The organism is Citrobacter freundii complex sp. CFNIH9 (genome assembly GCF_002903305.1).
Classification (GTDB): Bacteria; Pseudomonadota; Gammaproteobacteria; order Enterobacterales; family Enterobacteriaceae; genus Citrobacter; species Citrobacter portucalensis.
In genome coordinates this window covers 2,778,837-2,798,576 of sequence record NZ_CP026238.1, presented here as the reverse complement: position 1 = coordinate 2,798,576, position 19,740 = coordinate 2,778,837, and the positions used below count along the sequence as shown (strand labels likewise).

General features: G+C 54.3%; 17 protein-coding genes. 4 read left to right on the top strand and 13 right to left on the bottom strand.

Going from position 1 to position 19,740, the window contains the following annotated elements; all coding sequences use genetic code 11:
- Positions 1-92 precede the first annotated feature (92 nt).
- Entirely contained in the window at positions 93-1,625 is a 1,533-nt protein-coding gene (locus C2U43_RS14125; protein ID WP_003833557.1) for a SpoVR family protein, read from the bottom strand.
- A 322-nt stretch (positions 1,626-1,947) separates the two neighbouring features.
- Between C2U43_RS14125 and C2U43_RS14120 the strand changes: the two genes are divergently transcribed.
- A complete protein-coding gene (locus C2U43_RS14120) occupies positions 1,948-3,246 on the top strand; it encodes a D-amino acid dehydrogenase (RefSeq protein WP_003833553.1) in 1,299 nt (432 codons plus the stop codon).
- A 12-nt stretch (positions 3,247-3,258) separates the two neighbouring features.
- Complete coding sequence (dadX, locus tag C2U43_RS14115; protein ID WP_103285344.1) at positions 3,259-4,329, top strand: catabolic alanine racemase DadX; 1,071 nt, start codon at positions 3,259-3,261, stop codon at positions 4,327-4,329.
- A 104-nt stretch (positions 4,330-4,433) separates the two neighbouring features.
- Here the strand turns inward: dadX and C2U43_RS14110 are convergent, their stop codons facing one another.
- Positions 4,434-6,164, bottom strand: a complete 1,731-nt coding sequence (locus C2U43_RS14110; protein ID WP_103285343.1) for a potassium/proton antiporter — start codon at positions 6,162-6,164, stop codon at positions 4,434-4,436.
- Positions 6,165-6,261: 97 nt separating this feature from the next.
- On the bottom strand, positions 6,262-7,176 hold the full coding sequence (gene ldcA / locus C2U43_RS14105) for a muramoyltetrapeptide carboxypeptidase (protein WP_103285342.1): 915 nt from the start codon (positions 7,174-7,176) through the stop codon (positions 6,262-6,264).
- A 98-nt stretch (positions 7,177-7,274) separates the two neighbouring features.
- On the opposite strand from ldcA, the gene emtA reads away from it, so the two are divergent.
- Positions 7,275-7,886 carry a membrane-bound lytic murein transglycosylase EmtA gene (gene emtA, locus C2U43_RS14100; RefSeq protein ID WP_016153365.1) on the top strand — a complete coding sequence of 204 codons (612 nt, stop codon included), beginning with the start codon at positions 7,275-7,277 and terminating at the stop codon, positions 7,884-7,886.
- A gap of 11 nt (positions 7,887-7,897) precedes the next feature.
- Here emtA and ycgR read toward each other — a convergent pair whose 3' ends face one another.
- Positions 7,898-8,632 (bottom strand): flagellar brake protein YcgR, encoded by a 735-nt coding sequence (ycgR, locus tag C2U43_RS14095; protein ID WP_008785008.1) that lies wholly within the window; start codon positions 8,630-8,632, stop codon positions 7,898-7,900.
- Positions 8,633-8,833: 201 nt separating this feature from the next.
- On the opposite strand from ycgR, the gene C2U43_RS14090 reads away from it, so the two are divergent.
- On the top strand, positions 8,834-9,088 hold the full coding sequence (locus C2U43_RS14090; protein WP_048212573.1) for a GlsB/YeaQ/YmgE family stress response membrane protein: 255 nt from the start codon (positions 8,834-8,836) through the stop codon (positions 9,086-9,088).
- Between the two features lie 41 nt (positions 9,089-9,129).
- On the opposite strand, the gene C2U43_RS14085 is transcribed toward C2U43_RS14090, so the two are convergent.
- The 9 genes from C2U43_RS14085 to dhaL all read right to left on the bottom strand — a co-directional run bounded on the left by C2U43_RS14085 (position 9,130) and on the right by dhaL (position 19,730).
- A complete protein-coding gene (locus tag C2U43_RS14085) occupies positions 9,130-11,100 on the bottom strand; it encodes a TonB-dependent receptor plug domain-containing protein (protein WP_103285341.1) in 1,971 nt (656 codons plus the stop codon).
- Positions 11,101-11,123: 23 nt separating this feature from the next.
- Positions 11,124-11,981, bottom strand: a complete 858-nt coding sequence (modD, locus tag C2U43_RS14080; RefSeq protein WP_103285340.1) for a ModD protein — start codon at positions 11,979-11,981, stop codon at positions 11,124-11,126.
- Positions 11,978-12,790, bottom strand: coding sequence for a class I SAM-dependent methyltransferase (locus tag C2U43_RS14075; protein WP_032943738.1), 813 nt, complete (start codon positions 12,788-12,790; stop codon positions 11,978-11,980). Before C2U43_RS14075 ends, modD begins: the two co-directional genes overlap by 4 nt.
- Positions 12,791-12,799: 9 nt before the next feature.
- Positions 12,800-13,561, bottom strand: coding sequence for an ABC transporter ATP-binding protein (locus C2U43_RS14070; protein ID WP_103285339.1), 762 nt, complete (start codon positions 13,559-13,561; stop codon positions 12,800-12,802).
- Positions 13,558-14,517: a FecCD family ABC transporter permease gene (locus tag C2U43_RS14065; protein WP_416242372.1), complete on the bottom strand. Its 960-nt coding sequence runs from the start codon at positions 14,515-14,517 to the stop codon at positions 13,558-13,560. The genes C2U43_RS14070 and C2U43_RS14065 overlap by 4 nt, the downstream gene beginning before the upstream one ends.
- Positions 14,518-14,543: 26 nt before the next feature.
- Positions 14,544-15,566, bottom strand: coding sequence for an ABC transporter substrate-binding protein (locus tag C2U43_RS14060; RefSeq protein ID WP_079934752.1), 1,023 nt, complete (start codon positions 15,564-15,566; stop codon positions 14,544-14,546).
- A 207-nt stretch (positions 15,567-15,773) separates the two neighbouring features.
- Positions 15,774-17,486: an alpha,alpha-trehalase gene (locus C2U43_RS14055; RefSeq protein ID WP_103285337.1), complete on the bottom strand. Its 1,713-nt coding sequence runs from the start codon at positions 17,484-17,486 to the stop codon at positions 15,774-15,776.
- Positions 17,487-17,656: 170 nt separating this feature from the next.
- Entirely contained in the window at positions 17,657-19,087 is a 1,431-nt protein-coding gene (gene dhaM, locus C2U43_RS14050) for a dihydroxyacetone kinase phosphoryl donor subunit DhaM (protein ID WP_103285336.1), read from the bottom strand.
- A 10-nt stretch (positions 19,088-19,097) separates the two neighbouring features.
- Positions 19,098-19,730, bottom strand: coding sequence for a dihydroxyacetone kinase subunit DhaL (gene dhaL, locus C2U43_RS14045; protein ID WP_103285335.1), 633 nt, complete (start codon positions 19,728-19,730; stop codon positions 19,098-19,100).
- Positions 19,731-19,740: the final 10 nt, after the last annotated feature.

Genomic DNA, 19,740 nt, shown 5'->3' with positions numbered 1-19,740 from the left:
CCGGATGGCGACGCCAAAGCGTCTTATCCGGCCTACAATACGTGCACTTCGTAGGCCGGATATGGTGTTTACACCGCCTCCGGTAATAAGATTTACAGACCGTTCATCCTTGGCGGGCAACGCTCCAACAGCTCCACGCTACCATCTTCATTCTGTTGCTCCAGCATCACGTCAAAACCCCAAAGCCGGTGTACGTGCTTGAGCACTTCTTTGCGTCCTTTATCCAGCGGTGCGCGATTATGCGGAATATAGCGTAAGGTGAGCGAACGGTCGCCACGCAGATCGACATTCCAGATTTGAATATTCGGCTCCAGGTTGCTGAGGTTGTATTGCGACGACAACCTGTTGCGGATCTCACGATATCCTTCCTCGTTATGAATCGCTGAAATCTCCAGATAGTTGTGACGATCGTCATCCAGCACGGTGAACAGACGGAAATCACGCATCACCTTTGGCGACAGGAACTGGCTGATAAAGCTCTCATCTTTGAAATCGCGCATCGCAAAATGCAGGGTTTCCAGCCAGTCAGAACCCGCTATGTCCGGGAACCAGTATTTGTCCTCCTCGGTCGGCGACTGACAAATACGTTTGATATCCTGGAACATGGCAAATCCCAGAGCGTACGGGTTTATCCCGCTATACCAAGGGCTGTTGTAGGGCGGCTGAAATACCACATTGGTATGGCTATGCAGAAACTCCAGCATAAACCGTTCGGTGACTTTACCTTCATCATAAAGGTGGTTCAGGATGGTGTAATGCCAGAAAGTGGCCCAGCCCTCGTTCATCACCTGCGTCTGTTTCTGCGGATAAAAATACTGGCTGACCTTGCGTACAATGCGCAGGACTTCGCGTTGCCAGGACTCCAGCAGTGGGGCGTTCTTCTCCATGAAGTACAGCAGGTTCTCCTGTGGCTCAGAGGGATAACGCCGGGCTTCCGCCACGGTTTTCTCTTCCTCTTTCTTCGGCAGCGTGCGCCACAACATATTCACCTGGCTTTGCAGATACTCTTCACGGCTTTTCTGACGGGCTTTCTCTTCCTGTAGGGAAATTTTTTGCGGGCGTTTGTAACGGTCAACGCCGTAGTTCATCAGCGCATGGCAGGAGTCGAGCAGCTTTTCGACTTCATCCACGCCGTAACGCTCTTCACACTGGGTAATATAGTTTCGCGCGAAGATCAGGTAATCGACAATGGAACTGGCATCCGTCCAGCTTCGGAACAGGTAGTTGTTTTTAAAAAAGGAGTTGTGTCCGTAGCAGGCATGCGCCATCACCAGCGCCTGCATAGTGATGGTGTTCTCCTCCATCAGATACGCGATACACGGATTGGAGTTGATAACAATCTCATAGGCCAGCCCCTGCTGACCATGCTTATACAAGCGCTCGGTTTCAATAAACTTTTTACCAAACGACCAGTGAGGATAGTTGATCGGCATCCCGACGCTGGAATAAGCGTCCATCATCTGTTCGGAGGTGATCACCTCGATTTGGTGCGGGTAGGTATCCAGTCTGTAGAGTTTCGCCACGCGGTCTATCTCTGCCAGATAGACATCCAGCAGATCAAACGTCCAGTCGGGTCCATCGCTTAACCGTGTGCTGTCCTTGTTCATGGAATCAATCGTAGCCATTCGCGCACCCTCATTGTTGGCGGCACTCTCTGTCTGGAGTACCTCATGTCAAGCATAGATCATGGTGTTAAAAAACGTGCTGCGGCAGAAATTTTTTCTTTGCGATTTCACGTTAGCGAGGCGTCGAAAAATGGCATGGCCGCAAAATTTTATGCTGGATAAAAATAACGCACAGCAGGAGATGCCAAAGCGGAGAGTCCCCAGCTATCACCGCTATATGTGAGGTAAGTCACCATAAAAAAGCCATATGTTGAATAATATTTTCAACTGAGTTATCAAGATGTAATTAGATGATTGTTCTTTTACTGTTAACGGAGTGGCTATGCGAGTTGTCATACTGGGAAGTGGTGTCGTTGGCGTGACCAGCGCCTGGTACTTAAGTCAGGCTGGACACGATGTCACCGTCATTGATCGTGAGCCCGGTCCGGCACTGGAAACCAGTGCGGCGAACGCGGGGCAAATCTCTCCAGGTTATGCAGCACCATGGGCGGCACCAGGCGTACCGCTAAAAGCAATTAAGTGGATGTTTCAGCGCCACGCTCCGCTGGCCGTCCGTCTTGACGGAACCCAGTTCCAGTTGAAATGGATGTGGCAGATGCTGCGCAACTGCGACACCAGCCACTACATGGAAAACAAAGGACGCATGGTGCGACTGGCGGAATACAGCCGTGATTGCCTGAAAGCGCTGCGCGCCTCTACCGGTATCGAGTACGAAGGGCGCCAGGGCGGAACCCTGCAACTTTTCCGTACTGCCCAACAGTATGAGAACGCCACCCGCGACATCGCCGTGCTCGAAGACGCTGGCGTGCCATATCAACTGCTGGAAGCAAACCGTCTGGCGGAAGTCGAACCCGCACTGGCAGAAGTGGCGCACAAACTGACCGGTGGTCTGCGCTTACCGAATGATGAAACCGGCGACTGCCAGCTGTTTACCCAGCGTCTGGCTCAGATGGCGGAGCAGGCGGGCGTTAAGTTTCGCTTTAACACCCCGGTCGATAAGCTGCTGAGCGATGGTGAGCAGATTTATGGCGTCCAGTGCGGCGAAGAGATAGTTAAAGCCGATGCCTATGTGATGGCGTTTGGTTCGTACTCCACGGCAATGCTGAAAGGGATCGTTGATATCCCGGTCTATCCGCTCAAAGGCTATTCGTTGACTATTCCGGTGGCGCAAGACGACGGTGCGCCGGTTTCTACTATCCTCGATGAAACCTACAAAATCGCTATTACCCGCTTTGACAATCGTATTCGCGTTGGCGGCATGGCGGAGATTGTCGGCTTTAATACAGAACTGCTACAACCTCGTCGTGAAACGCTGGAAATGGTCGTACGCGATCTCTTCCCGCGCGGCGGTCATGTGGAGCAGGCAACCTTCTGGACCGGGCTGCGTCCGATGACGCCGGACGGAACGCCGGTGGTGGGGCGCACCCGCTTTAAGAATCTGCTGCTCAATACCGGACACGGCACGCTGGGTTGGACCATGGCCTGCGGCTCCGGTCAGCTGCTGAGCGATATCCTTTCTGGCCGCACGCCAGCCATACCTTATGACGATCTGAGCGTGGCGCGTTACAGTCCGGGGTTTACCCCCTCTCGTCCACGGCATTTACATGGCGCACATAACTGATAAGGACGTGAGATGACCCGCCCGATACTGGCCAGCATTGACCTGCAGGCGTTGAAACAAAATCTGACCATTACCCGCCAGGCCGCACCGGACGCCCGCGTCTGGTCGGTGGTGAAAGCCAATGCGTATGGACACGGTATTGAACGCGTCTGGAATGCGCTGGGCACAACCGATGGTTTTGCCATGCTCAATCTTGAAGAGGCGATAACCCTACGCGAGCGCGGATGGAAAGGCCCGGTACTCATGCTGGAGGGTTTTTTCCACGCCGAAGACCTGACCGTATATGACAATTATCGACTCACCACCTGTGTACACAGTAACTGGCAGCTAAAAGCATTGCAGAATGCGCGCCTGAAGGCGCCGCTCGATGTTTACCTGAAGGTGAACAGTGGTATGAACCGCCTTGGTTTTTTACCGGAAAGAGTTCCCACGGTCTGGCAACAGCTGCGGACGATGCCCAACGTCGGTGAAATGACGCTGATGTCACATTTTGCCGATGCAGAGCACCCGGAAGGTATCCAGGAGGCTATGACACGTATTGCGCAGGCAACTGAAGGGCTGGAGTGCAGACGATCGCTGTCGAATTCGGCAGCCACGCTGTGGCACCCTGAAGCGCATTATGACTGGGTTCGTCCGGGCATTATTTTGTATGGTGCGTCGCCTTCAGGACAATGGCGGGACATCGCTAACACCGGCCTGAAGCCAGTGATGACGCTGAGCAGTGAGATCATCGGCATACAGACGCTGAAAGCTGGCGATCGGGTGGGCTACGGTGGACGCTACACTTCCAGCGGCGAGCAGCGCATTGGCATTGTAGCGACCGGCTATGCAGACGGTTATCCACGCCATGCGCCAAGTGGTACTCCGGTGCTGGTGGACGGTGTACGTACCGGGACGGTGGGGACAGTCTCAATGGATATGTTGGCGGTAGATCTGACACCATGCCCGCAGGCAGGGATCGGGACGCCGGTAGAGCTGTGGGGCAAAGAGATTAAAATTGACGATGTGGCCACCGCCGCAGGTACGGTAGGCTACGAGTTAATGTGTTCTCTGGCGCTGCGCGTGCCAGTTGTGACGGTGTAACTTTATATAGCATTGCCTGATGCTGCTGCGTTTATCAGGCCTCCAGAGTCAGTGCATTTTGTAGGCCGGGTAAGGCGCAGCCGCCACCCGGCAAAACATCCGCTTTACTCATCCTCATCTTCAGCAACGCGAACACCGACCTTCAGCACCGCATTATCTTCCTTCTCGGCTACGGTCCAGATCATGCCAGCGAATTCCACCTGGTCACCGACGACCGGCGCGGCACCAAGCAGATGCTGGACAATTTCACCCAGCGTTTGCTGCTTATCACGATACTCGGTGCCATCTTCCAGGCCATAAATCAGCGCCACATCGGCATATTTTGCGCTGGCTTCAAGAATAAAATCACCGAAGAAGCGCTGGTCTAACGACACAGGTGGCGACTGGCTGAACAGCTTGCCAAGAGCCGGGAGATCGCGCTCGCGGCCAATAACACACAATACGTCGCCTTCACGCAGACGTGTGCTGCCGGAGGGGTGAAACAGCACGTTGTCACGAAACAGGGCGGCTATTCGCGTTTCTTCCGGCATATGCAGGTCGCGCAATGCGGCTCCTACGCACCACTTATCGGCGCTGAGCTGATAAACAAACTGCTCCCACGGGTTATCCGGATGAATATCCAGGCCAATGCGCGACACGGGCCAGCCAACAGGAGGGACCACCACTTTGGCTTTTTTAGCGGCCCAAGAAAGAGAGGTTCCCTGAAACAGCAACGAGATCAGTACCACGAAGAACGCGACGTTAAAGAACAGGCGTGCGTTCTCCAGACCCGCCATCATTGGGAAGACGGCGAGGATGATGGGTACCGCGCGCAGCCCCACCCAACTGATGAAAATGCGTTCGCGCAGATTGAAGCCGCGAAACGGCAGCAGTCCGGCGAAAACCGAAAGTGGGCGGGCAATGAAAATCATCCACGCAGACAAAATCAGCGCAGGAACCACGATAGGCAGCAGGTCGGACGGCGTAACCAGCAGTCCGAGCACCAGGAACATGGCGATTTGCGCCAGCCAGGCCAGACCGTCGAAGTTTTGCAGAATGCCAAACCGGTTGCGAATAGGGCGATTACCCAGCAAGAAACCACACAGATAAACCGCCAGAATACCGCTGCCTTCCAGCGCAGTGGTCAGGGCAAAAATCAGGATCCCACCGCTTAACGCCAATAGCGGATACAGTCCGGCAGGCAGAGAAATGCGGTTAATCATCTGCTGGAGCATATATCCACCGCCCAGACCGATAACGATGCCTAAGCCAAACTGCTGGATAATGTGCACCGCGAACATCCAGCTTAAACCGGTTTCGTGGTTTTGGATCATGGCGATGAGCGTGATGGTCAAAAACACGGCCATCGGGTCATTACTGCCGGATTCAATTTCCAGCGTAGAGCCAACGCGTTCGTTAAGCCCCTTACCGCCAAGCAGGGAAAAGACCGCCGCGGCGTCGGTTGAACCAACAATCGCGCCAATCAGGAGTCCTTCGATAAGATCCAGATGAAACAGCCACGCGGCCATCATGCCAGTGAGTCCGGAAGTAATCAGCACACCGACCGTCGCCAACGATAGCGCCGGGCCTAACGCAACGCGAAAAGAGCTGGCCTGGGTGCGCATCCCGCCGTCGAGCAGGATAACTGCCAGTGCCAGGTTACTCACCATGTAGGCGAATGGATAGTTATCGAAAGGTATGCCGCCTATACCATCTACGCCCGCTAACATACCGATAGCGAGAAATATCACCAGGATAGGGATACCAAGACGTGATGAGAATGAACTGAGTAAGATACTGCAGGTGACGAGAACGGAACCCAAAATAAAAAGGCTAATAATTGCTGCGGCATCCAACGTTCGGTTACTCCTGAATTACGCTGTTTCGTATTAATAAACCCTACCATAATAACGACAGAAACAGCGTTTTGCTTAGCCCCATTAGCCGCTTTTTTTACGATTTTAGTACCGGATGCCCACTTAAGGTGAGCTGAGTGCCGTTTTTATCATTTTTCAGCACCGCATTGGCTCCCAAAGGCAGAGTGACAGTGCGTTGTTCATGGCCAAAATCGAGGCCGCAGATCAACGGTACTGACAATCTGGCGCGCAGAAAATCACAAACTGAATCAAGATTGTAACCAGCGTCGTAGTCATTGGGTGCGCTACCGCTAAAACTGCCGAGGATAATGGCGTTTTGCTGGGCCAGTATTCCGGCGTGGTACAGCTGCAGCAGCATGCGCTCGACACGGAATGGATGCTCGTTAATGTCTTCCAGCACCAAAATGCCGTTTTTGATGGCCGGCATCCACGGTGTACCCATCAACGAAATGATCATCGCCAGATTTCCGCCCCACAGTGTACCTTCAGTTGCGCACTGCGGACCGTCACCCTGCCATTCGAGGGTAAATTGGGCATTACGCAAAGCCTGCCAGAAATGGTGCTCGGTGAATGCGTTCATTTCTTCGGCGCCGAAGTTCGCCGCCAGCATCGGGCCGCTGAAGCTAATCACATTCCCCTGTGTCAGCAGACCACACTGGATCGCCGTAAAATCGCTGTGTCCGCACAGCAGCAGCGGATCTTGTTGCTGGCGGGCTGCCAGCCCCTGCCAGTCAATATCTTCCAGTAAACGGCTCGCGCCATAGCCGCCGCGTACCGCCATCACAACGGTATCGGGGGTTTTCAGATTAACTAGCGAGTTCACATCAGCAAGCCTTTCTGCCTCTGTCCCCGCAAAACGTTGGCAGCGGCGCGCAATGACCGCTGAATTGTCGACCTGATGACCGGCCTCAGTAAGACGCGCAAGCCCACGTAAGGCAGCCTGCTGATTGATACAGTAGCCCGATGGGGCAATTAAGTGAAACCGGGACATGGCATTTCCTTGCTACAACTAAAACCAAATGTATATCATGCCGCGTAGGTATGTCGTTGTCACCTCAGCGACAGGTTCCGGCTATAAGGATAGATGACGTGAAATTGAGATGGTTTGCTTTTTTGGTTGTATTACTTGCGGGCTGTAGTTCAAAACAGGATTACAAAAACCCGCCGTGGAATGCTGAAGTTCCGGTTAAACGCGCAATGCAATGGATGCCGATCAGTGAAAAAGCCGGTGCGGCCTGGGGTGTCAGTCCACAATTGATTACCGCTATTATCGCCATTGAATCAGGCGGAAATCCGAATGCGGTCAGTAAGTCCAATGCGATTGGTCTGATGCAGTTGAAAGCCTCAACTTCAGGACGCGATGTTTATCGGCGCATGGGCTGGAGCGGAGAGCCGTCGACCAGCGAGTTGAAAAACCCTGAGCGCAATATCTCAATGGGGGCCGCATACCTGAGTATTCTCGAAACCGGGCCGCTGGCCGGGATTGAAGATCCGCAGGTGATGCAGTACGCGCTGGTAGTATCGTACGCCAACGGTGCGGGCGCACTGTTACGCACGTTCTCCTCCGACAGGAAAAAAGCGATCAATAAAATCAACGACCTCAGCCCGGATGAATTTATTGAACATGTCGCTGATAATCATCCGGCGCCTCAGGCCCCGCGCTATATCTGGAAGCTTCAACAAGCGCTGGATGTGATGTAGTTCGTGTGAGTTTACTCGCGCACCTTATTCGATTTTTCCCGGGCCTCACGTTCAAGGGAAAAAATAATCCGCTGTAAGTTCCGCTCCACCGCCGGGCCGACGTTGAGAAAACGAAAGCTCAGGCGGGGAGTGGTAATGGTTTCGTTTTTCCCATCGATAACCTTGCGTTCGCTAATGGAAATAAGTTGGGCGTCAACGTGATACACCCCCCATTGCTCCATATTTAGTTCAACCTGCGAGAAGCGCATACCTTCTGCCAACCCCTCTGGTTTTGCCACTTCTAACAGCCCGCCCATGCCGCCGAGAGACAGATCGAATAAGCGAAAATGCAGAATGCTGTTGTCCGGCATTTTTGCCGTGCAGCGATAGGGAGGATGCAGCGGAGCGCCGATACGGAAATATTCCCGACGCTGCACAAACCACAGAGAAGGCGGCAAGGATGAAATAAACGCCGGCAGTTGCTGATACTCGCCTTTTTTCAGCTGTGGCAGGGTGAATTCTACTTTGGCTCCCTGCGTTTCGGCGATAATTGAGATCTGGCTGGCCCGCTGTACGGCCTGGTTTTCATATTCCTGGCTGCCAAAATCCATGATCAGTTCATCGGGACTGACGGTCAGAATTTTGCTGATGAACTGGCCGCCTGACCAGGAGATACGCAGTGGAACCTGCTGCGACTTTAAGTCCCGAAGTACACCTAACACCGCTAACGGATTTTGCTTCAGGAACTGCTCATTGTAGTTACTCACACCTAATGACTCCTGGATGCCTGGTTTGTCGTTGGGTTATCGGCATTAATCGACGGAACTTAATACAAATGGATGAAATTTTTTACCAAACCCAATGAATTAAGTCTGAGTGATAAAAGCATGTCGCGATGGCTTGCCTATACTTTAAGTGCTGGCGCAGGAACGTCTTGCGCGTGCGTTCACTGGAAAGAGGGCCTGAAAATGGGAATTATTGCCTGGATTATTTTTGGTCTGATTGCGGGGGTTATCGCCAAACTGATTATGCCGGGGCGTGATGGCGGTGGGTTTATCCTGACCTGTATTCTCGGTATTGTCGGTGCTGTGGTCGGTGGATGGCTGGCAACGATGTTTGGTATTGGCGGCGATGTCAGCGGATTTAATCTCCACAGCTTCCTGGTGGCCGTGGTCGGCGCGATTGTTGTGCTGGGTGTCTTCCGGCTTGTACGACGAGATTAATCGAACGGCCCCTGTGGGGGCCGTTTCTCTATGTCGCTAAGTCAGAATTGATACTCAATTCCCGCCCAGTAATTACGGCCTTCTTCGATAAATCCTTCGCTGTACACGTATTGTGTATCGAACAGGTTATTGACCGAAGCGTTGACGCTAAGCCCGTGACCGATGGCGTAGTCGGCGCGTAAATGGGTAATGGCGAAACCTGCGGCTTTCTGCGAGCCGTCGCTATTGCTATAGCTCGATGAGCGGGCCTCTTCAGACAGCGTAATGCTCAGCGGATCCCACGGTTTCAGCGTCATCCAGGCGGTGAGGGTTTGTGTTGGCAAATCGGTTATTTTGCCGATGTCGCTGCGTTTGACGTCCGCATGAATCAGGCCATAGCTCAGCCCAACATCCAGCATATCAAAGACTTTACCTTTAACGCCTGCATCCAGACCGGTGTAATCCACCCGGCCGCTGTTCTGATTCTGGATGGTATCGGCATCAATATTGTGTGAAAGAATGGCATCGCTGATGCGGTTGTAATAGACGCTGGCTTCGAATCCCCAGTCTTTACCAAGTGAACCATTCCAGGTCAGATCCACGCTGCGGGCGCGTTCCGGTTTAAGCTGCGGATTGACCAGCGCCACCTGGTTATAGGCCGGTTTCGAGGTGGTGTAGCGCTCTTTCAGTGTTGGGAAACGTGTTCTGTCAGAGTAGGACAGCGCTAATGTGTCTGAATTTTCAAAGTGATATTTGGTCATCATCTGCCAGTTGAAGGCCGACTGATTGTTGTCATCATAGTGGGTGACGCTACCATTTTTTTCGTGCTTCATGCCTTCCAGACTGTCGCGCCAGTCATAGCTTATTCCCGCCACGACATCGACGTTATCCGCTGCTGCCCACTGGTATTCGCTGGCAACGGACCAGGTGCGGTCTTCGTAGCGATCGTAAGCCGCATTCGGTGCGCCTTTCTCGCGGTGAACATCATCCTTCCAGTTCACCGCGAAAGAGAGCTGGTCGTTTTCACGCATATCCGCAGCGAGCTGCAGACCAGCCCCATCGCTATAGTCTGAATAATGACTGTAGCTGCCTTTTTTGTTTTTCAGATCGGCAAGCGAGTTGTACATCATCAGCGTATTTTCAAAGGTATCGCGATACAGACGGCTTTTCAGGGTGAAACGATCGCCCAGATGGGTGGTGCCCTGATAGTAATAGCTCTCTTTATCGTACTGTGGCCATTGCCAGTAGCGTGATTTCTGACTGCTGGTTCCAGCGTACGGCGGGTTATCTTTTTCACCGTCCTGATTAATATAGGTCAGCACATATTCGTCATTACCACGTGGGGTAAAGCCCAGCTTCACGATGCCGCGTTTGTCATCGGCGGAGGAGTTAATCATCTTGCCGTTGCTGCCCGCAATAGGGTTGTCCACGCCGTGCGGTAAGCCAAGGAAATCCTGCTTCAACTGACTGCCGCTGAGCTGGATGTAGCCGAGATCGTTGCTGGCGCCAAATGAAGCGTGCATATCGTGGGCATTGTCTTTGCTACGACTCCAGCCCTGGCGATAGCCAATGCTGCCTTCAATCGGTTTGGTGGGCTTTTGGGTGGTGATATTGATGGCACCGCCCATCTGGTTCGGCCCTTGTAACAGCGACGAGTAGCCTTTGGAGACTTCAACCGAAGCGATATCGGAGGTCAGAAAACGGCCTAAATCGAGGTTGCCATCATAGGGGATGTATACCGGCACGCCGTCAAAATAGACGGGAACCTGACGGCTGTCAAAACCGCGGACTTTCACCTGCTGTTCATTGCGGTTGCCTGACTTTTGCAGCACGACGCCGGGGACAACGCTCAGTGCCTGCGCCACGTTTTGCTTATCCAGTTGCTGCATCGTTTCCTGGCCGAGAACCGTAGTGGTTGCAGCGGAGGCCGGACTTGACCAGACGGTCATGGTTTCGCTTTCCTGCCCAGCAAAAGCACTGTGCGCGAAAGCAAACGACAGGGCTGTGTAAAGACAACTTTTGTTGAAATTCATTATTTTTAGTCCATTTATTAATGTTATATGCCACGTGCGTCCGGGCTCAGGCTAACTTTGATATCCGCGGGCGGAGCGTAGTAAGGCGCGGAAGTGATGAAAAGTCTGATGCCACAGTCGAGATAACTCGCCAGCGAGGCGAGGGTAATGCCGCCAGTCAGCGCCAGCGTGCAATGGGGGGCCAGAGAAGGGGCCTGGCGGACAATTTCTGTTGCTTGCTCAGGGGTAAATTTGTCGAGTTGCAGGACATCGGGCGCGGCGCGTAGCGCGGCTAATGCCTCATTTGGCGTATCTGCTTCAACCACAATCTTTTTTTCTGGCGCATGGCTGCGTAAGCGCGCAATCGCGCCTGTCCAGTCGTTTGGATTGGTAAGAAAATGGCGGTGATTAGCAAACAGCAGTACCGTTTCGGCGCATCCTCCGCGATGGATAATGCCTCCCGCGGCGAGTATTGCTTGAGTCGCCAACAAACGCGTGCCGGGAATGGCTTTGCGGGTGCAGGCAATCTGCCCATCAGGATAGCGTTGGCGCAGTTGGCTCAACATGCTCTCAAGATAGCCCGAAACCCCGCAGCACCACTCCAGGACATTTTGTACCGCTTTCCAGCCCTGGTGCAGCGCCGCCGCATTCCCATGTGCGCAAATCAATCGTTGTCCTGCACTTACCTGTTCACCATCGGCCACCATGTCGCTGACGGTCAGCCCTAATGAGGTGAGCATTTGTCTGGCAACGGCGGTGCCACTAACGCATCCGCCCTGGCGATGGTAAAATTCCATAACGCCCGGCTGTGCGCCAATACCCAACGCGCGGGTAGTCAGGTCGCCGCCCTGAATATCTTCCAGCAGCAGCGCGTCGGTTTGCGCCTGCGAAAAGTAGATCATCGCAGCGCCTCCCGCGGCACGCTGTCCCACCAGATAAGCGCCCAGTCACGGCTGGCGGGGGCAATCGTGCGTGGATCCTGCTGTTGATACCAGGTTTCCAGACGTTCGACCTCGTCGGCGCTCAGTTCACCCATACTCCAGCGCACGTTTTCCAGAAAACGCGTCCAGGTGCTGTTGTCCTGCTGGCAGTTGGGTCCGCGGATAAAATCAACATGCGCGTGGATCCCCATCTGATACAGGACATTAAGCGCATAGATATAGTTGGGAAGCTCAATCACTTCGCGGCCCAGTGCACGCTGAATGGTGGGGGAAACGAAAGATGAACTGACGAGATGAGTGGTGTAAACCCGCAGTCGGGCCTGATTATTCAGTTTGGTCATCGCCTGGCGCATATCGGCAACCAGCGTAGAGCGCGAAGCGACGGCGATATCGCACTGGGGTAAATCATCCCAGTGTTCCTCCCAGGCCCGCTGCACCCACTGCACGTGACGGGCGTTCATTTGCGCAGCGCGGCGGGCAGCTACGCTAAGCATGCCCTGGCTGTAATCTACGCCGTAAATTATTGGCATCTTTTTAGCCAACGCCAGCGAAACCGTACCGGGACCGCAGCCCATATCAAACAGCGACTCCGCCCCTTTCAGGTCGATTTTCCCCAGCAGTTGCAGCAGATAGCTGTCGGTTAATGAGGCGCAATTTTCCGCCATTTTTTCCGCACGTTTATCCCAGTGCTCCGGCTTTTTCTCGGTTCTGTTCGCCAGCTGTAACTGTTTACGGTAAAGATCGGCAAAATCAATGTCGTCAATGAGCATTATTATTCCTTAGTTATGTGAGCCAAAGAGGTGATGGGTGATTTGTGACGGTGTAACGCGATACAGCGCTGCCAGACGATCGGTGGCGAGCTGATGTTCAGGAAGCCCCTGCGACACTGCACCGTTCGGTTCAACGCGTACCACGCTGTCGGCGATTGCCCGGGCGTGCAACGGATGATGGGTCGACATCAGCAGGGCCATACCCGAGTTTTTCAGCGTCACTAGCGTGTCGAGCAGACGGATCTGATGCCCAAAATCCAGGCTGGAAGCGGGTTCATCCAGCAACAAAAGACGCGGACGCTGCGCCAGCGCGCGGGCAATTAACACCAGTTGCCGCTCTCCGCCGCTCAGCGTGTTCCAGCGTCGGGGCGCCAGGTGAGAGATTCCCAGCATCGTCATCTGCTGGTGCGCATTTTCACGCTCTTTAGCGCCGGGAACCGCAAATGCCGCCAGTTGCGGGGCCAGCCCCATCATCACCATGTCCAGCGCAGTGAAGGCAAACGCGCCGTCATGTGCCTGAGGAACCCAGGCGATAGCGGCGGCGCGTTGCCGATCGCTGAGATGATTTATGGCGACGCCATCAAGCAGAATGTCACCGTGAAGCGGCGGAAGAACGCCGAGAATGGTGCGCATCAGGGTGGTTTTTCCACTGCCGTTGGCCCCAATCAGACAACAGACGGAGCCGGGCGAAACCTGAAATGAGACATCGCGTAACACGGGCTGGTGACTGTGGTATCCCAACGACGCATGGCGAACGGTCAGAAGCGTCATGGGCGATTTCCCCGTAGCAAAAGCAGCAAAAAGAACGGTGCGCCAATAAATGCCGTCAGGATCCCCAGCGGGATTTCTGTGCTGCTCAGCGTGCGGGCAAGAGTATCGGTGAGCAGCAGCAAAATGGCGCCGATCCCCATGGAAACTGGCAGCAACTGCTGGTGGTTATTGCCACTGAGGAGTCTGCCGATGTGCGGTACAACCAGCCCAATCCAGCCGATAATGCCCGCGATGGCAACGGTACAGGCGGTGATTAGCGTTGCGCAGACGATCAGTCCCAGCCGCAATCGCGAGACGTTGATCCCAAGCGATCGTGCTTCATCATCCGACAGGGTGAGCAGGTTCATGCGCCAGCGCAGCAGCAATAGCGGGACCAGTCCTGCGAAGATCAGCGGTGCCGAGAACCACAGGTCGTGCGGCGTGATCGTCGATAAACCGCCAAGCAGCCAGAAAGTGATAGAGGGGAGTTGGGTATACGGGTCGGCCAGCGTTTTGATGAGTGAAATTCCCGCGCCGCATACCGTGCCCAGCGCAATCCCGACCAGCACCAGTGTTAACACCGGGTCGTGTCGCTTGACTCGCCGGGTAATTAACCAGACACCGGCGACCACGAATAAACCGCCTATGAACGCATACAGCTGAATAAACAGGATCGGTAAACCTAACAGGATTGCTAAACAGGCACCTAAACCCGCACCCGCCGCCACTCCGAGAATATCCGGCGAGACCAGCGGGTTGCGGAACATGCCCTGATAGGTGGTTCCTGCGCCCGCCAGCGCCGCGCCGAGCAGCAATGCAGCCAGTATGCGTGGCAGGCGGATTTGCCAGAAGACGATTTTGTCCTGCATTGGAACGCCATCTGCACCGGCCACGAGATTCAAAACCTGTTGTGCATCCAGGCGATACGCGCCTGATACCGCGGCGACGCTCGCGCAAAGCACCACCGCAGCAATCATCAGAAAACCGAGGGTTGATGTTTTCATCAGACTGCCACCAACCTTTGATACTGTGCGTCGCTTAGCGTGGTGTGCCAGAACAATTCACTGTAGCGCTGCATATCGGTTTTAAAGCTCGCTTCAACCTGTGGATCAAGCCAGGCGTGCAGGCGGCGTAACCCCAGTAAACGGTTGATGCCAGGAGGTGCATCCAGCCAGCCAAACGGCAGACCGCTGAGAAACAGAATGCGCCGGTCAGCAACCGCTTTGACCCCTTGCCAGACCGGATCTTCTCGTAGGAACTGCGCTGTCACCGCATCCTGCACCAGGATAATATCCGGCTGCCAGCTGAGCAGATTTTCCATTGAGACCTGTGTGAGCCCCTGTCGTCCGGGGATGTGCGCCACATTGTGCAACCCCAGTAGTTCTGCTGCTTCGGTATGCAGAGAACCTTGTAAACCAGTCTCCAGTCCTCTGGCACCGCGCGCGGCATAAAAACGCAGATTCGCCGCGGGTGAATGCGAGAAAGCTATTGCATCATCGATAAATCGACGGGCCAGCGCGGCCTGCATTGCGGTTCGCGAGACGACGCCCAATACTTCACCGACTGCGCGAAACTGTTCTGGGGTATGGCGCAATTCGCCGTTAATCAGCAGCCAGGGAATCTGTGTTTGTGCGCTCACTTGTCTGGCCTGAGAAAGCCAGGTTTCATCGGCATTACCGCAGTCAATAACCAGGTCAGGTTTAAGCGCCAGGAGTGCTTCAAGCGAGAGCGTGCTGGCGCGCCCCGCCAGCCTGCCGAGTTTCGGCAAAGTCCGAATGTTATCGTTAAACGGGATGGCGGTCTGGCGAGAGAAATCAAAGGAGGAAAGCCCCACCAGTTTTTCCGGTGCGACGGCCAGCAGCAGCATGTCAGCAGGCGCGCCCGCGCTGACCACGCGTTGGGTCGTTTCTGGCTTCGGAGAGTCTCCAATGGCCACAGTCAGCGAGGTTTGAGCAAACGCGGGAAGATGGCGTAGCAGCAGTGCAGATGCCACGAGTTGGGCAAACATCCGTCTTGTCAGTGGCATTATTGTTATCCTGAAGGTTACAAAATCGCTATATATTTACATATACAGCGAATAAAAACATGTTCAGAATCAATTTCTCACGGATGAAAACCCCGGATACCCCATAAGGGCTAGAGGCCATAGAGACAGCTGGAAGGGGGAAATATAAGAAAGAAAAATCCGCGACGAAGCGCGGATTCAGGAAGTGAAACGGCTCAGGCTATGATGTTATGGCGTCGGTTGAGTCTGTTTTTTAGACTCGACTGGCGCAGTACTTGCCGGGGTAGGTCGTGATGCGGGTACGTTGTCACAGGGCTTTTCTTTGGCGCAAATCAGGTCGAGCATTTTCAGCGTTACGCCGTTGGTCCAGCCGAAACCATCCTGCAACGGATACTCACCGCCGCCACCGCCGGTTCCAGTGGTGCTCACGTCATACTTCTCAACCAGCTTTTTCTCGCGATCGTAGGTGTGTTGAACATTGGTGAGGAATCGCCAGGTCACGTCCATGGCGACAGTATCCTGACCGTAATTCTGTAACCCGGATGCTGCTACCCACTGGAGCGGGGCCCAGCCATTGGGAGCATCCCACTGCTGGCCGCTTTTCACCGACGTGGTAGCAAGGCCGCCCGGTTGCAGCAGATGTGCCTGGGTGGCCGTGGCGACTTTACTGGCGCGATCTTTTGCCGCTGCATTGACATATAGCGGGAACAGGGCGGCAGCCGTGAGCTGGTTGCGTACTTTGTGGCTTTTCAGATCGTAGTCGGCATACCAGCCTTCTTTGTCGTTCCACAGGTACTTCTCGATCCCTTTTTGTCGGGCATTAGCGAAGCCATCGTACTGCGCCGCTTTGGCATCATCACCAGCAGCCTTGCTGGCGAGGGAGATCATTTTTTCCATTTTGTACATCAGCGCATTGAGATCGACCGGAACGATGCTGGTGGTGCGCAGAGTGCCCAGCTGATTAGGATTGTCCATCCAGCGGGAACTAAAATCCCAGCCGGACGCGGCTGCTGAACGCAGGTCGCGGTAGATTTCTGTGGCCGGGCGGTTCGGGTTGCTTTTAGCGGTGGCGATATCCTCTACCCACGACTCTGGCCGAGGCGAATCGCGCTCATCCCAGTAGCGGTTCAAAATGGTGCCGTCATCCAGTTTAACTATGCGCTTATTTTGCTGACCGGGCTGGAGTGTTTCGACGCCTTCCATCCAGTAGCTGTACTCTTTGAGCATCTGTGGGAGGTATTTTTTCAGCGCGTCATTCCCGTCGTGCTGCGCCAGTAGTTCAACCATAAAGGCAAAGAACGGCGGTTGCGAACGACTCAGGTAGTAGGTGCGGTTGCCGTTAGGAATGTGTCCCCAGGAATCAATCTCGTAAGCGAAGTTTGCCACCATGTCCGAGACCTTATCCCAGTGATTGCTCTCGGCAAGCCCCAGCATGGTGAAATAGCTGTCCCAATAATATATTTCGCGAAAACGCCCGCCAGGTACCACATACGGTTCCGGGAGCGGCAGCAGCGAATCCCATTTTTCAGCGTCGGTGGTCGAACGAGTGAGTACTGGCCACAGTCCGTCAATATGTTCGCGTAATGATTGCCCGGCAGGGGGCACGTATTTCTCGCCGTCTTTCGGCAACGTAAAATTCACCTCGACAAAATGACGTAAGTCGAATCCGGACTGATTTTTCTGCATCCGATAATCGGCAAGGATCATTAATGGATCGCTGTTTGGCACCGCGTCCGCAAAGGTTTTCTGGTCAGGAAACAGTTTGGCTGTTTGTACATCGTTAAACAGGGGGCCAAGCAGAATATCAGGCGGCGCAGGCGTAGCGGCTGGTGCGTCCTCGGCGTTGACAGTAAAAGAGGAAAGGGCAAAAAAGGTGCTTGCGAGCGTCAGTTTTATTGCAACAGAGAGCAGGCCAGGATGGCGAGTTGCTGGCGTTATCATCGGTTAATCTCCTTAGCGGCGTGCCGAAGTAGCGGCATTTACCATGAGAAAACCTTAGTTCAGGAATGACCGTTGCGCGTGATCGGCTCCCCATTTTGCGAATAAACAGACATTTCCCGGCGTGAATAGAGAAGAAGCACACCCTTTGTTGGAAAGGGTGTGCTTCGGAATCAGTTTGCGCGGGTTATCCGCTGTGTGACACAGTCAATGGTCAGAGTATCGCCCATCTTGATGCTATCGAGAGCCGCGCCTTGCTGACACATCCAGCACAGGCCCATTTCACGAGCGATAATCGCCGGATGTGAGGCTTCGCTGCCGTCCCGCAGGCAGATACCTTTGATGGTCTTCGGATCGAGTTGCAGTACCGTAGACGGATAAATGACATCAGCGACCAGGATAGTGGGGCGCAAGAACGCGGGAATTTGTGCGCTCTCTCCCGTCAAATGCTGCAGTGAACGGGACAGCAAATCTTCAATATCAATGTATCGCGCCTGCAGATAAGGATCATCGAGCTGTAAATACTGCTGGCTGAGATCGCTCAGCACCTGATGCCAGGCCCAGGCGGCGCTGCACTGCTTTTCGCGCATTACATCGCAGGCCATTTCAAACAGTTCAGGATCGTCCAACAGCGTATGGTGACCGGAGAAGATGGCGGCGATATCTGCGGAATATCGTTCTTCAGCAAGTGCAGTGAGTTCGCTCAGATCGTTCAGCGTACTTTGGATGGCGGTCTGTAATCGCTGTTGCTCAGCCTGGAGTGATGCGGCTGGCTGCGGGTTTACCTCGGGCGAGAACGGCATGTAACAGAATGCCGTCCCCGTGACTTTTGAGGGAGCCTGAGTTGCCTTGTTATCAGCATTAGCGGACTCGAGCGATTCACCAAAATTCTCTGCTGCCAGCTGTTTAAATGCGGCCAGCGCATCCTCTGCCTGTTCGCCTTTGGCAATCAGGCGCAGCGTGTCATTACAGCGTACCTGCAGCAGAGCTATCTGATTCAGGCTATCAGGAACCACACACTTGCCGTTTTTCTCCAGCCACATGTCGGCGTTAAAACCAGACAACGCGGAAACCAGCCGCGAAGCCGGGCGAACGTGGATGCCGTTAGGGTTTTTCACCACAATGGCAACAGAACGGGCATCTGCATCGGGAGACAGTGCAGCAGATGCGGGTTTCGCTGCGGATGGCGAAGGTAAACCCAGTTGCTCACATTTGGCGTCGAGGGCGTTCATGGCATCACGGATGACCCGATCGATATCAGCACCCGCGGCGGCGCTAACCGTCGCGGCCAGTGTGCCTTCAACCAGTGGTGCTGCGCACAAACGCACTTTGGCGGCAATGCCAGGGTCGAGCAGTTCCAGCGCGGTTTCCGCACTCAGTAATGCACTACCGATATCCATCATCACCAGCACGTGGTCCGTATCGGCCACGGACTCGATGGCTTCCATCACCTTGATCGGATCGGTGCCAATCGGATTCTCAGGATCATCAATGCCTGCGGCAATGGCGATTTTGCAATCACCGCCCATTAACATCTGCCGGGCCAGCGCACCGACGCCTTCGCCCAGTTGGGCGCTGTGAGAAACAATAACCAGGTTTACCATCGTTTTATCCTTACTCTCTGGACGCCTGAGCTAGCATTTGCATCATAAACATGACCGACGTTGCGCCGGGATCCTGATGCCCAATACTGCGCTCACCAAGATAGCTGGCACGGCCTTTGCGAGCCTGCATGGTGATGGTGCTTTGCGCTGCGGCTTCCGCTTGCTGGCTTGCCGCTTCCAGCGCTGTCTGTACGCTTAACTTTTGCTCGCAGGACTGACGTAAGGATTCGACAACCGGTAGCCAGACGTCGCACATGGTTTTGTCGCCAGGTTCAGCCTTACCGCGGCTAATCACACCTTCTGCGCCATCACGCATCATTTGATACAGCTCTTCAAGCGTCAGGCTTTGATGAGCCTGAGTCACCTGGGCGGCGCGAATAAAAAAGGTGCCAAACAGCGGCCCACTGGCCCCGCCGACGCTTGAGAGCAGCACCATACCGGTGTTTTTCAAAATAAAGCCGATGTCTTTGTCTGCGATGGACGGCAGCTTTTCAACGACTTTGCTGAAACCACGATGCATGTTCAGACCGTGGTCGGCATCGCCGATCTCCCGGTCAAGCCCGGTGAGAAAATCACTTTCTGTGGTGAAGATCTCGCCGCAACGATAGAGCCAGTTAACAATTTGCGTTCTGTTGAGGGACATCATGAATCTC

Coding starts and splice junctions, on each gene's coding strand:
- C2U43_RS14070 (WP_103285339.1), bottom strand. CDS start 13,561: ATGACGCTTCTGACCGTTCGCCATGCGTCGTTGGGATACCACAGTCAC.
- C2U43_RS14125 (WP_003833557.1), bottom strand. CDS start 1,625: ATGGCTACGATTGATTCCATGAACAAGGACAGCACACGGTTAAGCGAT.
- dhaM (WP_103285336.1), bottom strand. CDS start 19,087: ATGGTAAACCTGGTTATTGTTTCTCACAGCGCCCAACTGGGCGAAGGC.
- C2U43_RS14055 (WP_103285337.1), bottom strand. CDS start 17,486: ATGATAACGCCAGCAACTCGCCATCCTGGCCTGCTCTCTGTTGCAATA.
- ldcA (WP_103285342.1), bottom strand. CDS start 7,176: ATGTCCCGGTTTCACTTAATTGCCCCATCGGGCTACTGTATCAATCAG.
- C2U43_RS14090 (WP_048212573.1), top strand. CDS start 8,834: ATGGGAATTATTGCCTGGATTATTTTTGGTCTGATTGCGGGGGTTATC.
- C2U43_RS14065 (WP_416242372.1), bottom strand. CDS start 14,517: ATGATTGCTGCGGTGGTGCTTTGCGCGAGCGTCGCCGCGGTATCAGGC.
- dhaL (WP_103285335.1), bottom strand. CDS start 19,730: ATGTCCCTCAACAGAACGCAAATTGTTAACTGGCTCTATCGTTGCGGC.
- C2U43_RS14060 (WP_079934752.1), bottom strand. CDS start 15,566: ATGCCACTGACAAGACGGATGTTTGCCCAACTCGTGGCATCTGCACTG.
- modD (WP_103285340.1), bottom strand. CDS start 11,981: ATGATCTACTTTTCGCAGGCGCAAACCGACGCGCTGCTGCTGGAAGAT.
- dadX (WP_103285344.1), top strand. CDS start 3,259: ATGACCCGCCCGATACTGGCCAGCATTGACCTGCAGGCGTTGAAACAA.
- C2U43_RS14120 (WP_003833553.1), top strand. CDS start 1,948: ATGCGAGTTGTCATACTGGGAAGTGGTGTCGTTGGCGTGACCAGCGCC.
- C2U43_RS14075 (WP_032943738.1), bottom strand. CDS start 12,790: ATGCTCATTGACGACATTGATTTTGCCGATCTTTACCGTAAACAGTTA.
- C2U43_RS14085 (WP_103285341.1), bottom strand. CDS start 11,100: ATGAATTTCAACAAAAGTTGTCTTTACACAGCCCTGTCGTTTGCTTTC.